Below are 13,994 nucleotides of genomic sequence, written 5' to 3' on the forward strand. Positions count from 1 at the left end.
ATCCGCGCTGCGCGCTCGCCGGGCGTGGCCCGGCGCTACCGGTTACCGGTCGGCAACACCTGCTTCAAGCGGTCAATCCCCCGCCACGGATCCCCTTTCAGGCGCTTCGCACGCGCCAGCGCCTTGTCCATCGGGAACGCATCTGCGGCGCTCACCTTCGCCAGCTCTTCCCAGCGCAGTGGTACGGCCACGCCCGCACTCTCGCGCGCACGCAGCGACCACGAGCACACGCTGGTGGCACCACGCGTATTGCGCAGCCAATCGATGAAGATCACGCCCTGGCGCTTGGCCTTGCTCATCGTCGCCACGTAGCGATCCGGCTGCTCCAGCGCCATCGCCTGGGCGAAGGCTTCGCAGAAGACCTTGGCCTGTTCCCAGTCCGCCTTCGGCCGCAGCGGTACCACCACGTGCACGCCCTTGCCGCCGGACAGCCGTACGAAGCTCTGCAGGCCGACCTGCAGCAAGCGGTCGCGCACATCGCGCGCGCCCGCCTTCACCTGCGCCCAGCTCACACCGTCGCCGGGGTCCAGGTCGAACACCAGCCGGTCCGGATGCTCGGGGTCGGCCACCGTCGCGCCCCAGGGATGCAGCTCCAGCGTGTTCATCTGCACCAGCTGCAGCAGGCCGCGCGCATCGTCGATGTAGACGTAGTCCTCGCGCCCGCTCTTCTGCTGCAGCGGCACCGCGTGCACGGCATCGCCCAGGCCGGGGCCGTGGTGCTTCTGGAAGAAGCAGGCCTTGCCGACGCCATCGGGGCAGCGCAGCAGCGACAGCGGCCTGCCGGCAATTTCCGGCAGGATCCAGCGCGCCATGTGCAGGTAGTAGTCGGCCACATCGCCTTTGCGCAGCTTCTTCTGCGGGTACACCACGCGTTCGGGATGGCTGATGGCCACTGCCGCATCCTCGCTGCCTGCTGCTGCCGGTGCCATGCCCAGATCCTCCTTTCGCTTGTCGCTGCGCAGGCGCTTGAAGCTGGCCTGGCGCAGCAGGCCTTCCTTGCCCCAGCCACGGAAGGCGACCTCGGCCACCACTACTGGTTTCACCCAGCGCACGCTGCTGGCGCGGAACGGAACATGCGCCGGCAACGCCAGCACCGGCGTCTTCACCGCCAGCGGTGCCAGCGCGCTGCTCAGCGCCTTCAGCGCCGCATCGTCAAAGCCGGTGCCAACCCGGCCCACATAGCGCAGGCCACCGGCATCGGGCGTGGCCAGCAGCAGGGAACCGAAGCCCACACGGCTGCCCTTGGGCGCGGTGTGGCCGATGATGATGAATTCATCGGTGTCCTCGTGCTTCACCTTCACCCAGCTGCGCGCGCGGGCATTCACATAGGGTGCGTCGATCTGCTTGCTGACGATGCCTTCGAAGCCGGCCTCGCCGCTGGCCGCAAACACCGCCGGGCCATGGTCGACCACGTGCTCGCTGAAGGCCAGGGTACCAGGCGTCGGCCCGACCAGATCCTTCAGCAGGGCCTTGCGTTCGGCCAGCGGCGCGCGGCTGATGTCCACGCCGGCCACACCGGGCAGGTCGAACACGATGTAGCGCAGCGGCTGTTTCGAACTGCCATCGATGACACGCTGCAGGGCGGCGAAATCACTGCGACCCTGGGCATCAAGCACCACCAGCTCGCCATCCAGGCGCGCATCGCGCAGCGGCAGCGCGCGCACCGCCTGCACCACTTCAGGGAAGTCGGCCGTCCAGTCCAGGCCATTGCGCGAGCGCAGTTTAACCTCGCCTTCGTGCAGATCGGCCAGCAGCCGGTAGCCATCCCATTTGATCTCGTGCAGCCAGCGTTCGCCATCGGGGGCGGTGGCGCGGTGATCAGTCAACTGCGGCGTGAAGCCGCGGGGATAGGGATGGTCACGTGCACCCTCCAGCTTCAGCGCGCGTGCGTGCCAGCGCGCGTCTGCCCAGCGTGGGGTGCTGCGTGCTGCCTTCTTTGCAGCCTTCTTCGCCTGCTTTGCTGCAGCCCTCGGTGCTGGCATGGCGTTCTCCACAAGATCATCGGCCTCGGCATCGCGTGCGTCGGCATCGTCACGCTTGATCAGCAGCCATTGCACCTGGCGCCCCTTCATCGCCGTGCGCACCAGCTTCCAGCCGCCTGCCAGGCGCTGGCCGTGCAGTACGAAGTCGATCTTGCCGGCCGCCAGTGCCTGCAGCGGATCGCCCTCGCAGGCCCAGCTGCCGTGGTCGAACAGATCCACGTGGCCAGCGCCATAGTGGCCCTCGGGAATGTCACCTTCGAAGCCGGCGTAGGACAGCGGATGGTCCTCCACCTCCACCGCCAGGCGCTTCTCGCCCACGCGCAGCGAGGGCCCTTTCGGCACCGCCCAACTCTTCAGCACGCCGTCCATCTCCAGGCGGAAGTCGTAGTGCCGCGAGCTGGCGTGGTGCAGCTGGATGACGAAGATCGGGCGGCGCCTGGGATCGCCAGCCGCAGGCGTGTCGTCCGGTTCCGGTGTCTGCCCGGCGGCGCCCCCCAGGCGGCGCTTTCGCCGGTACTGGTGCAGCGACATGGCTCAACCTGCCTTGCGTCGCGGTGCGCTCTTCTTCGTCGCCTTGGCTGGCTTGCGGGTGGTCTTCTTCACCGCTTTCTTCGCCGCCTTCTTCGCCGGTGCCTTGCGCGTCGCCGTCTTCTTCGCCGGCGTGCGCTTGTTCGCATCCAGGCTCTTCTGCAGCAGCGCCATGAAGTCCACCACGTTGGTGCTGGCGTCTTCGTGCTGCACCGGCTCTTCTTCCACCTGGGTGGTGCCGCCCTTGGACTTGATGCGCTTGTTCAATACCTGCTGCAGGCGCTCGCGGAATTCATCGTGGTACTGCGAGGGGTCCCAGTCGGCGGCCATCGATTCGATCAGCTGTCCGGCCATCGCCGTTTCCTTCGCGGTGATGCGGTAGTCGGCCAGGCTGCCGGTGGGCAGTTTGTAGTCTTCCGGATCGACCAGTTCCTGTGGGTAGCGCAGGATCATCAGCACCAGCGCGTGGCCCTGCGGCATCACCGCGCACAGGTATTCGCGGGTCCGCACCACTACCCGCGCGATGCCCGCCTTGCCGGTGCCGCGCAGCGTTTCGCGCAGCAGCACGTAGCCCTTCTCGGCCTTCTTGCCGGGCAGCAGCAGGTAGGGCTTCTCGTAATAGCGCGGGTCGATCTGGCTGGCGTCGACGAAGGCCTCCACTTCCACCGTTTCATGGCTCTCCGGCGCGGCCGAGCGGATATCGCCTTCTTCCAGAACGACATAGCTGCCCTTGTCGTACTCGTAGGCCTTGACGATGTCCTTCCAGGGCACTTCCTCGCCGGTATCGGCGTTGACCCGCTCGAAGCGGATCGGCTTGCGGTCGCGCGAATCGAGCATGCGGAACTGCAGGTCGACCTTGCGCTCGCCGGACATCAGCGAAACCGGCACGTTCAGCAGGCCGAAGGAAAGGGTACCGGTCCAGATCGGGCGGGCCATGGCGCGCACCTGCAGTTCGACGGGGCGGCCAGATTCGGCTGCGCCCCGTGAAACGACCGTGTCGGCGTCGTGCAGGGTGGGTCGCGTGGTGCGGCCCGGTCACTGCAGCAGCGGGCGCACCGCTGCGGTGGGGATGTGGTCCAGCGCGCGCCAGGCGTCCTCGACCACCGGCCGCGCCTGCGACCAGCCCAGGCGCGATTGCCCGCGCATCTGTTCCCAGTGCGCGGCCAGTTCCTCGCAGGTATCGGCGTCGCCGCCACGGGGCCAGTCGGCGGCGTGGGTGGTCAGGGCGAAGGCGTAGACCGGGCACAGATCACGCCAGTTGCGGTGGCCGTTGGCGCGGCGCCGCTCGTAGTCGCTGAGCATGTATTGCAGGTAGTCCTGCGCAACCGCCTGCGGATCTTCATGGCGGCGCGCCCTGCGCAGCGGCGTGCGCGGACCCAGCGGGTCGAGCAGGGCGTTGAACACGGACGGGGCGGGGCGTTCAAGACGGGCCATGGCCGGCTCCTGCAGCAGGGCGGGTGGGCAGGAATACCGGCGCTGCCGTTATCCAGCCGTGACAAAGATGTTCATGACGCCGGGTTCGCGGCGGCTTTACCTGCGCGGCGCTGTAGTAGGGGCCCGATCAGATCGATGCAGGAGCCCGCCATGCCGACCCGCGACCCGTTGCGCCAGACCCACGCCCCCGTGCCGGGGGAATCGCGCGCCAAGCATGACCTGGCCGATGCCGAGGACCGCGGCGCCGGCATGAGCGTGCCGCACGAGGACGCCCTGCCGGTGGTGCACCACGCTGAACAGGCAGCGCAGGACCGCAAGGACTGCGGTGACCGCCATCGCGGTGGCCAGGAAAGCCCGCTCAAGCGCCGCGAGCGCAAGCAGCACGCCAGCGACAACCAGGACCAGGCGCTGGAGGAGACCTTCCCGGCCAGCGACCCGACCTCGCCGTTCGTGCCGGCCAAGGCGCCGGATTGAGCCTGCGGCCGCGCGACGCGCTCGCCGGGCACGGCCCGGCGCTACCGTCCGTGCAGCCGTAGAGTCGAGCTTGCTCGACTGGCGGTTACCGGCACAAGCAGTCGAGCAAGCTCGACTCTACGATTGCGGCAGGGTGATCCGCACGCACAGCCCGCGCCCGCAAGGGCCGTCTTCCAGCAGCAGCTGGCCGCCATGCGCCTGCACCACGGCCACGGCAATGCTCAGGCCCAGCCCGGTGCCGCCGTGGCGGGCGCTGCGTGAAGCCTCCAGCCGCTGGAACGGCTGCAGCATCCGCTCCCGCTGCCCGGCCGGGATACCCGGGCCCTGGTCGGTGATGCTGATATGGAGGGCCTCGGCTTCGATCCACGCCTGGACCTGCGCGCCGCCCCCATAGCGCCCGGCATTGTCCAGCAGGTTCACCAGCGCGCGCTTCAGGCTGCGCGGGAAGCCGCGGTAGCTCCCCCCCACCCGGCCCTGCAGCTGCACCGCATGGCCGGTTTCGCGGGCGTCCTCGACCACCGTGGACAGCAGTGCATCGACATCGATCGGCTCGCGTTCGCCGCGCAGCTGGGTGGCGCTGCTGTAGTCGAGGATGGAGTCGACCAGCTCCTGCATGTCGTCCAGGTCGGCCCGCCAGCGCGTGCGTGCGGCTTCGTCGGCCAGCAGTTCGGTACGCAGGCGCAGGCGGGTCAGCGGCGAGCGCAGGTCGTGCGAGACCGCCGCCAGCAGCTCCTCGCGCCCCTGTGCGGCCTGCTGCAGCTGCTGCTGCATCTGGTTGAAGGCCTGCGCGGCCTGGCGCACTTCGCGCGGCCCTTCCAGCGGCAGCGGCGGCGCATGCAGGTTGCGGCCCAATGCCTGCGCGGCCGCACCCAGGCGGGTCAGCGGGCGGGTCAGCCAGCGCACCACCAGCAGGGCCAGCAGCACGATCAGCAGGGTCCGCAGGCCGTAGATGCGCAGCAGGTAATCGCCCAGCGCATGGGCCGGTTCCAGCTGCAGGCCGGCTTGGCCTTCGCGCACGTCGAACTGCAGCCAGCGCCCGTGTGCACTGCGCACGCGCAGCTGGAACTGCCCGGCGACGTGGCGCGCCGACAGCACCTTGTCATCCTCGCGCCCCTGCGCGTCATACAGGCGCAGGCGCTGCAGATGCAGTTCGCGCGGCGTGCCCAGTTCCGCCGCCAGCGCGGCACGCAGCAGCTGCTCCACCGCACGGTCCCGCGCGCGCAGCGAAACATGGCCGCTGTCTTCCACCGCGCGCACCGTCAGGTCGGCCGTGGACAGCACGGCGGGGTCGGCGCCGGCCAGCGGCGAGGCCGGCGCCTCCAGCAGGCGCAGCGTCTGCGCCACGTGCGCGGCGGCCAGCCGCGCGGGTATCTCGGCCACCCGCTCGTAACGGGCGTCGTGCCACACCGTGCCGGTCAGCAGCTGCGCCAGCAGCATGCCGGCCACCAGCACCAGCACCAGCCGCCCGTACAGCGTGCGCGGCCAGCCCAGGCGTGCCTCAGCCATCGGCCTGCACCGGGCCGGCCAGGCAGTAGCCCCGGTTGCGCACGGTGCGGATCAGCAGCGGTGCACGGCTGTCCTGTTCCAGCATCTGCCGCAGCCGGCTGATGCACATGTCGATGCTGCGGTCGCTGGGCAGGCGGTCGCGGCCATAGACCTGTTCAACCAGGAAGTCGCGCTCCAGCACTTCGTCGGGGTGGCGCAGGAACAGCTGCAGTGCGGTGAAGTCGGTCTCGCCCAGCAGGTGGCGGCGGCCATCGTCGGCCTGCAGCAGGTGGGTGCGTGGGTCCAGGGTCCAGCCGGAAAAGCGCAGCCGTGCCACGTCCGGGGCCGGCGGCGGTACGGGGGCCTGGCGGCGCAGCACCGCGCGCAGGCGCAGCAGCAGCTCGCGCGGGTCGAACGGCTTGGCCATGTAGTCATCGGCGCCCACTTCCAGACCGAGGATGCGGTCAGCCGGGCGGCCGCGCGCGGTCAGCATGATCACCGGCAGGGCGGTCTGCTCGCGCAGCTGCTGGCACAGGGCCAGCCCATCCTCGCCAGGCAGCATCAGGTCCAGCACCACCGCGTCGAAGGCGTGTGCAGCCAAGGCCGCGCGCATGCCCTCGCCATCGCCGGCAACGACGGTCTGCAGCCCGTGCTGGCCCAGGTACTCGGCCAGCAGGGCGCCGATGTCCGGGTCGTCATCGACGATCAGGATGCGTGCGGTGGGGTGGGGCATCTCAACCATGTCGGCATCTTCCCAGATGCGGCACCGACCCGCATTGCACCGGTGCCACCTCCGGAACGCGGCGTCAGAAGCGCGCGCGGATGCTGAACGTGGTGGTGCGCGGTTCACCGAAGATCAGCCCGTCGTAGAACCCGTACTGGCTGTAGTACAGCTTGTCGGTCAGGTTGTTCACGTTCACCGCCAGCTGCACGTTGTCGGTCAGGGCATAGCGCGCCATGAGGTTGATCAGGGTGTAGCCGCCCATCGGCAGGTTGCTGGCGTCGTACTTGCCGCTGCCCAGCGGACGACCCGGGTTGGTCGACATCACCGTGCCGCTCTGCATCGACAGGCCACCGCCCACGGTCAGCTTCGACAGCGCACCCGGCAGTGTCCACGAGGTGTTCAGGCGCAGCAGGTGGCGCGGGTCCTGCTGGTAGGACAGGCCGTCGACCTGCAGCCAGGTGTAGCCGGCATACACGTTCCAGCCCTGCGCCAGACGGCCGGACACTTCCAGGTCGGCGCCCTTGGATTTCACCCCGTCCACCGCGCGGTAGATGGTGAAGCCGGTCTCCGGATGCACTTCGCCGGTGCTCTCGGCCACGTTGTTCTGCTCGTTGCGGAACACCGCCAGCGCGGCATTCAGCGCGCCATCGGCCCACTCCCCCTTGATGCCGGCTTCGTAGCTCTTGCCGGTGACCGGGTCGAGCAGGCTGTCGTTGGCATCACGCACGTTGCCCTGCGGGCTGAACACATCGGTGTAGCTCACATACGCCGAGTAGTTCGCGGCGAAATCCCACACCAGGCCGGCATAGGGCGTCACCACCTGCTGTTCACCACTGGCCGCGCCGCGGCTGCGCACGTTGGCCTGGGTATAGGTCTGGGTGTAGGTCTTGTAGTTGCTCACGCGGGTGCCCAGCACCAGCGACAGCGGCTCGGCCAGGCTGAAGCGGCCGGCCAGGTAGCCCCCCAGGTTCTGGGTGATGGTCTTGCTGCGGGCCGCGGTACGGAAGGTCTCGAACGGCGCGTAGCTGCCGTCCCAGGTGCGCCAGTCGTCGATCGGCAGGCCGACCGCGCGGTACTGGCAGCCGCTCCACGGCGCGACACCGGCGATGCTGCAGTTGCCCAGCGCGGCACTGAAGGTGTAGTCGGTGATCTCGCTGCGGTAGCCGTTGAAGCCGGCCATCAGCTGGTGCTCGCGGCCGAACAGCTGCAGCGGGCCGCTGACGCTGATGTCGAGGTTGTCGCGGCGGGTCTCCGATTCATTGTGGATGGCGTTGAGGAAGGCGCCGCTGCCATCGGGGTTCCAGAAGCCGGCGAAGCCCTGGCCACGCGCGGCGTTGTTGACCTTGGCCACGCCGTAGTGGGTGTAGCTCTCGCCACTGTCATGGGCGAAGGCCACGCGCAGCTTCCAGTCCGCGCCCAGGCCCTGTTCCACGCTGCCGAACACCGAGGTGTTGTCACGCTTGGCTACGCTCCAGTCGGCGGCCGGGTTGGTGCTGCGCGAGAGGTTGGTGCGGCTGCCGTCGGCCCACCAGATCGGCACATTGCTGCCCCACGAACCGCCACCGTTGCGGGTGCGCTCGTACTGCACGCCCAGGTTCAGCACGGTGGCATCCCCCAGGTCGGCCTCGAAGCTGGCCAGGCCGCCCAGGCGCTGCAGGTCTTCGCGCTGGCGGAAGGTGTCCGAATCCTCGGCGCTGACCACGAAGCGGCTGCGCACGCGGCCACCGGCAGTCAGCGGCACGTTCACGTCGCCCATCAGGCGGCGCTTGTCATGGCTGCCGAGGGTGAGCGCGGCGGCACCACCGAATTCGCGGGTCGGGCGCTTGCGCTCCAGGTACACCGTGGCCGACGGGTCGCCGGTACCGCCCAGCAGGCCGTTGGCACCGCGCACCACCTGCACGTGGTCGTACAGGTCCATGTTCAGGCCGGCACCGCCGCCGCTGAAGCTGCTGGCGCCGTTGATCAGCATGCCATCGACCTTGAAGTTGCCGATGTCGAAGCCACGCGCGCGGAAGGTGGTGCGGCCGGCGTTGTCCAGCGAATAGGTGGTGATGCCGGTGGTGCTGGTCAGCACGTCGTTGATGGACTCGATCTGCAGGTCATCCATCAGCTGGCGGGTGACCGTGGTCACCGACTGCGGGGTCTGCCGCAGGCTCAGGTCCAGGCCGATAGCCGCCTTGCTGATCGGCAGCGTGTAGCTGTCAGCCTGCGACTGGCGGCGCGCGGTCACTTCCAGCCCGTCCAGGGTGGTCGGGCTGGCATCGGCGGGCGCTTCGGCGTGGGCCGCCAGCGGCAGCGCCAGGACGATGGCCAGGGCAAGAGCGCGTCGGCCGAGGGCAGGCGGGCACGGCAGGGCAGCGCGCGGCAGGCCCGCGCGGGTGAGGGCATCGGCAGTCACAGGGGGAGTCCTTATCGGAGATTCAAATGGGATCGATTCCCATTTGCGTCATGATAGCGACGCGCCCCGCGTTACCGGTTCGTGAAGATGTAAGGGTATGTAACCCAGCGCGTCCGTACGCGTCAGCGCCAGGACCACTGCACGCCCACGCTGGCGCGCCGGTCCGGGCCCGGTTCGTAGAAGCGGCCGTTGCCGTCGTTGACGATCACCGAGCCGATGTAGGCCTGGTCCAGCAGGTTGTCCAGCCGCGCGAAGGCGCGCAGGTCACCACCGGGCAGCGTCCAGCGGCGGCCGGCTTCCAGGTTCAGCACGGTGTAGCCCGGCGCGCGCTCGGTGGCCAGGTCATTCACCACCGTGTCGCTGCTGGCATTGGCTTCCAGCGCCCACTGCCAGTCGCCGGGCGCCCACTGCAGGCGGGCGAAGGCCTGCTGCCGCGGTACGCCGGGCAGGCGGCTGCCGGCCGCCACCACGGTATCGGGCACGCGGCAGCCGCTGCCGCCGCAGGTCAGGTAGGGCGAACGCACCTGGGCCTGCAACCAGGTCCAGGCCAGCTGCAGTTCCAGCTGCTCGGCCAGCGGTTGCCGGTATTCCAGTTCCACGCCCTGGCGGCGGGTGCGGCCGATGTTGCGGTAGGTGCTGCGGCCATTGGTGTTGCTGGCAACGGCCAGCTCATCGTCGGTAACGGCGCGGAACACGCTGATATCCAGCTGGGTTCCACTCTGCGCGTGCCACTTGCTGCCAACCTCGATGTTGCGGCTGCGTGCCGCCGACAGGTCCAGGGCCAGGCCCGCCTGGCCATCGCTGCGGTAGCCCAGCTCGTTGAAGGTGGGCGTTTCGAATCCGCGCCCGACCGCCGCGTGCAGGCGCCACTGCGGGGTGGCCTCGAAGCTGATCCCGGCCACCGGGGTGGTGGCCTGGTAGCGGCGGCGTCCGCTGTCATCGGGGTTCGCACCGACGATATAGCGGTCGTCCGATTCGAAGCGCACGGTGCTGTGGCGCACGCCGGCCAGCAGCGACCAGCGCGGGCTCCACTGCCACCAGGCCTGGGCGAACTGGTCCAGGTTCTGCACGATGTCGATCTGGTCGCGGCGTTGGCGGCCACGCACGCCCAGCGTGCTGCCGACGAAGTTCTCGTAGCCGGTGCGGTGCTGGCGCTGGCGGTCGGCGCTGATGCCGGCCACCACGTCCAGCGGACGCCCGGCCAGCTCGCCGTTCCAGCCCCAGCGCGCATCCACGCCGCCGTAGCCGCCGTCCAGGTCGATCACCCCGCCGGCATGCAGCGGATTGGCCTGCGCCGTGGGCGGAATGGGCAGGAACTGGGTCACCGCGCGCTGCCCGGCATAGCCCATCAGCTGCCAGCGCTGGGCACCGCTTTCGCGGGTCCAGCGCAGGCCGGCCTGCTGCTGCCGTACCGATTTGCGGGTGTTGTACTGGTGGGCCACGCTGGTGGCCTGGCGCGGATCGGCCGCCACCTGGGCGCGGGTCAGGCCCAGCGGGTCCTGCGCGTCGGGGGCGTCGAGGGCATTGAGCAGCAGCTCCAGCCGGCCGCCGCCGACTTCAGCGCCCAGCCGTGCGTTGAGCGATTCGCGCCGCGCCTGGCTGTGGTCGCGCCAGCCATCGGTGCGGAAGTGGTTGGCGGCGATGTTGTAGTCCACCACCGGGCCGGCACCGCGCAGCTGCGCGCCGACGCTGAAGGTGTTGTCGGCACCGGCATTCACCCGCAGCCGCCACGGGTCACCGGCCTGGCCCTGCGCGCTCCACACCTGCAGCACGCCGCCGGACGAATTGCCGTACAGCGCCGAGAACGGCCCGCGCAGCACCTCGATGCGCTCGGCACCGAGCAGGCTGGCATGCGACAGCTGGCCCTGGCCATCGGGCATGGTGGCCGGCACACCGTCGATCAGCACCCGCACCCCGCGCACGCCGAAGGTGGAACGCGCGCCGAAGCCGCGGATGGACAGCTGGGTGTCCTGGGCGAAGTTCTGGCGGTCACGGGCCAGCACGCCCGGCACCCCGGCCAGCGCCTCGGACACCTGCACGCCCGGGCCGCTGCGGTCATCGCCCACCCACACCGTGTCCTGGCTGGCCGGCAGCGCGAACGGGTCGATGCCCTGCACGCGTGCGGCCTGCACTTCCACGGTCGGCAACGGCTGCGGGATGGGGTTGCCGCCGTTCTGGGCCAGCACCGGCAGCGGCAGCAGGGCGATCAGCAGGGGCAGGCGGCGGCGCGCCAGGGACTCGTTCATCGTTCAGCTATACGCACGGCGGGGAAACAACACGGCATGGTACGGGCTGTGGCGTGACGATGGCCGCCGCGCCGGTGGCACGCTTTGTTACGATGGCACGGTTGCGGCCCATGGCTGCAGCTTCGCGACCCGCGCTTCTTCTCCCCCTCAAATAGAACGAGTACCGCCGTGTCCTTCTTTGCAAACGTGGAACTGGTCCCGGGCGACCCGATCCTGGGCCTGACCGAGGCGTACAACGCCGACAGCCGCCCGACCAAGGTCAACCTGGGTGTGGGCATCTACTACGACGAGAGCGGCCGCATTCCGCTGCTTCGCGCCGTCAAGCAGATCGAGCAGCAGCTCGCCACCGAAGCCAAACCGCGTGGCTACCTGCCGATCGACGGCCTGCCTGCCTACACCCAGGCGACCCGTGAACTGGTGTTCGGCAAGGACTCGCCGCTGCTGGCCGCCGGCCGCGTCACCACCGCACAGACCGTCGGTGGCAGCGGTGCGCTGCGCGTCGGCGCCGACGTGCTGAAGAAGCTGCTGCCGCACGCCACCATCGCCATCAGCAACCCGAGCTGGGAAAACCACCGCGCCGTGTTCGGCGCCGCCGGTTTCGACGTGGTCGAGTACACCTACTTCGACGCTGCCACCCATGGCGTGGATTTCGACGGCATGCTGGCCGACCTGCAGAAGCTGCAGGCCGGTACCGTGGTGCTGCTGCACGCCTGCTGCCACAATCCCACCGGCGCCGACCTCACCGTCAGCCAGTGGAAGCAGGTCGCGCAGGTGCTGAAGGACAAGCAGCTGTTCCCCTTCATCGACATGGCCTACCAGGGCTTCGACAAGGGCATCGAGCAGGATGGCGCCGCCGTGCGCATCATTGCCGAAGCCGGCATCGACAGCTTCATCGTGGCCAACTCGTACTCCAAGTCTTTCTCGCTGTATGGCGAACGTGTGGGTGCGCTGTCGATGGTCGCCCCGACCGCTGCTGATGCCAAGGCCGTGCAGTCGCAGGTCAAGCGCGTGATCCGCACGATCTACTCCAGCCCGTCCACCCACGGTGCCGCGCTGGTGGCCGGCGTGCTGACCAACCCGGACCTGCGCGCGATGTGGGAGCAGGAACTGACCGAGATGCGCGAGCGCATCCACGCCCTGCGCCAGGGCCTGGTGGAAAAGCTCGCCGCTGCCGGTGCCCCACAGTTCGCTTTCATCAACGAACAGGCCGGCATGTTCTCCTACTCCGGCCTGAGCCGTGAGCAGGTGGAACGCCTGCGCGACGAGTTCGGCATCTACGCCGTCGGCACCGGCCGCATCTGCGTGGCCGCGCTGAACCAGAACAACCTGGAATACGTCGCCAAGGCCGTGGCCACCGTCGCCAAGGGCTGAAGCAACGCCGCACATGCTTGAAAACAAAGGCGCCGAAAGGCGCCTTTGTTTTTGCTCTTGCTTTGCCTTTGCCTTCGCCACACCCACCGCGCTCGCGGCGAACCCTGAAGCGCAGGGCGTGGGGGAGGCGCCACACAGCGCAACGCCCCTGTAATCGATTTCGCCCCAAACCCATCACGCACGCGCCGCACACAGCAGCGACAATAGTCGTTTTCCCGCTGCCGAGACCTGCCCGCCCATGTCCCGTACTTCGTTGACCCGCTTCCTGATCCAGCAACAGCACGCCGGCCGCATCAACGCCGACCTGCGCCAGCTGATCGCCGTGGTCGCCCGCGCCTGCACCAGCATCTCCATCGCCGTCAGCAAGGGCGCCCTCGGCGGCGTGCTCGGTGAAGCCGGCACCGGCAACGTACAGGGCGAAGCGCAGAAGAAGCTGGACGTCATCAGCAACGAGATCCTGCTGGAAGCCAACGCCTGGGGCGGCCACCTCGCCGCCTGCGCATCGGAAGAGATGGACCACAGCCAGCCGGTGCCGGACATCTACCCGCGCGGTGATTTCCTGCTGCTGTTCGATCCCCTCGATGGCAGCTCCAACATCGACGTCAACGTCTCCGTCGGCACCATCTTCTCGGTGCTGCGCTGCCCGACCAACGTCGAGCTGCCGGGCGATGACGCCTTCCTCCAGCCGGGCAGCAAGCAGATCGCCGCCGGCTACTGCATCTACGGGCCCAGCACCCAGCTGGTGCTCAGCGTCGGCCACGGCACCCACGCCTTCACCCTGGACCGCGAAACCGGCGAGTTCGTGCTGACCACCGAGAACATGCAGATTCCGGCGGCCACCCAGGAGTTCGCCATCAACATGTCCAACCAGCGCCATTGGGAAGCACCGATGCAGGGCTACGTTCAGGACCTGCTGGCCGGCAAGGACGGCGCGCGCGGCAAGAACTTCAACATGCGCTGGATCGCCAGCATGGTCGCCGACGTGCATCGCATCCTCACCCGCGGCGGCATCTTCATCTACCCGTGGGACAAGAAGGAACCGGACAAGGCCGGCAAGCTGCGCCTGATGTACGAAGCCAATCCGATGGGCCTGCTGGTCGAACAGGCCGGCGGTGCCGCGTGGACCGGTCGCGAACGCATCCTCGACATGCAGCCCAACCACCTGCACCAGCGCGTTCCGGTGTTCCTCGGCTCGCGCGAGGAAGTGGCCGAAGCCGTGCGCTATCACCAGGAGCATGACGCGAAGACCGCTTGAGTGCGGCCATCCCTACAGCGGTCATGGCAGTGCGATGACATGACCGCGGGGTGACAGCAGCGGCGGCAAGCGGCACCATCAAGCCCTTGCCGCCGAA

At 69.0% G+C, this 13,994-nt stretch carries 10 protein-coding genes; 3 read left to right on the plus strand and 7 right to left on the minus strand.

Annotation, left to right across the window (positions count from 1 at the left end; translation table 11 throughout):
* Window positions 1-35: 35 nt before the first annotated feature.
* The 3 genes from ligD to ACM2ZB_RS15035 all read right to left on the minus strand — a co-directional run bounded on the left by ligD (window position 36) and on the right by ACM2ZB_RS15035 (window position 3,944).
* Window positions 36-2,513: a DNA ligase D gene (gene ligD / locus ACM2ZB_RS15025; RefSeq protein ID WP_416056043.1), complete on the minus strand. Its 2,478-nt coding sequence runs from the start codon at window positions 2,511-2,513 to the stop codon at window positions 36-38.
* 3 nt (window positions 2,514-2,516) lie between these two features.
* A complete protein-coding gene (locus ACM2ZB_RS15030; RefSeq protein ID WP_416056044.1) occupies window positions 2,517-3,446 on the minus strand; it encodes a Ku protein in 930 nt (309 codons plus the stop codon).
* A 99-nt stretch (window positions 3,447-3,545) separates the two neighbouring features.
* The gene (locus tag ACM2ZB_RS15035) at window positions 3,546-3,944 is read right to left on the minus strand and encodes a hypothetical protein (protein ID WP_313441335.1); all 399 of its coding nucleotides are present in this window, start codon (window positions 3,942-3,944) and stop codon (window positions 3,546-3,548) included.
* Between the two features lie 150 nt (window positions 3,945-4,094).
* Between ACM2ZB_RS15035 and ACM2ZB_RS15040 the strand changes: the two genes are divergently transcribed.
* Entirely contained in the window at window positions 4,095-4,418 is a 324-nt protein-coding gene (locus ACM2ZB_RS15040; protein ID WP_313441333.1) for a hypothetical protein, read from the plus strand.
* A 117-nt stretch (window positions 4,419-4,535) separates the two neighbouring features.
* Here the strand turns inward: ACM2ZB_RS15040 and ACM2ZB_RS15045 are convergent, their stop codons facing one another.
* The 4 genes from ACM2ZB_RS15045 to ACM2ZB_RS15060 all read right to left on the minus strand — a co-directional run bounded on the left by ACM2ZB_RS15045 (window position 4,536) and on the right by ACM2ZB_RS15060 (window position 11,271).
* Window positions 4,536-5,924 carry an ATP-binding protein gene (locus ACM2ZB_RS15045; protein WP_416056045.1) on the minus strand — a complete coding sequence of 463 codons (1,389 nt, stop codon included), beginning with the start codon at window positions 5,922-5,924 and terminating at the stop codon, window positions 4,536-4,538.
* On the minus strand, window positions 5,917-6,645 hold the full coding sequence (locus ACM2ZB_RS15050; protein WP_416056046.1) for a response regulator: 729 nt from the start codon (window positions 6,643-6,645) through the stop codon (window positions 5,917-5,919). The genes ACM2ZB_RS15045 and ACM2ZB_RS15050 overlap by 8 nt, the downstream gene beginning before the upstream one ends.
* 64 nt (window positions 6,646-6,709) lie before the next feature.
* Entirely contained in the window at window positions 6,710-9,025 is a 2,316-nt protein-coding gene (locus ACM2ZB_RS15055) for a TonB-dependent siderophore receptor (RefSeq protein ID WP_416056047.1), read from the minus strand.
* A gap of 122 nt (window positions 9,026-9,147) precedes the next feature.
* On the minus strand, window positions 9,148-11,271 hold the full coding sequence (locus ACM2ZB_RS15060) for a TonB-dependent receptor family protein (RefSeq protein ID WP_416056048.1): 2,124 nt from the start codon (window positions 11,269-11,271) through the stop codon (window positions 9,148-9,150).
* Window positions 11,272-11,439: 168 nt separating this feature from the next.
* Between ACM2ZB_RS15060 and ACM2ZB_RS15065 the strand changes: the two genes are divergently transcribed.
* Both ACM2ZB_RS15065 and ACM2ZB_RS15070 read left to right on the plus strand, forming a co-directional pair.
* Window positions 11,440-12,642, plus strand: coding sequence for an amino acid aminotransferase (locus ACM2ZB_RS15065; RefSeq protein WP_313441323.1), 1,203 nt, complete (start codon window positions 11,440-11,442; stop codon window positions 12,640-12,642).
* 238 nt (window positions 12,643-12,880) lie between these two features.
* The gene (locus tag ACM2ZB_RS15070; protein ID WP_313441321.1) at window positions 12,881-13,897 is read left to right on the plus strand and encodes a class 1 fructose-bisphosphatase; all 1,017 of its coding nucleotides are present in this window, start codon (window positions 12,881-12,883) and stop codon (window positions 13,895-13,897) included.
* Window positions 13,898-13,994: the final 97 nt, after the last annotated feature.

Source organism: Stenotrophomonas maltophilia (assembly GCF_047782825.1).
GTDB lineage: Bacteria > Pseudomonadota > Gammaproteobacteria > Xanthomonadales > Xanthomonadaceae > Stenotrophomonas.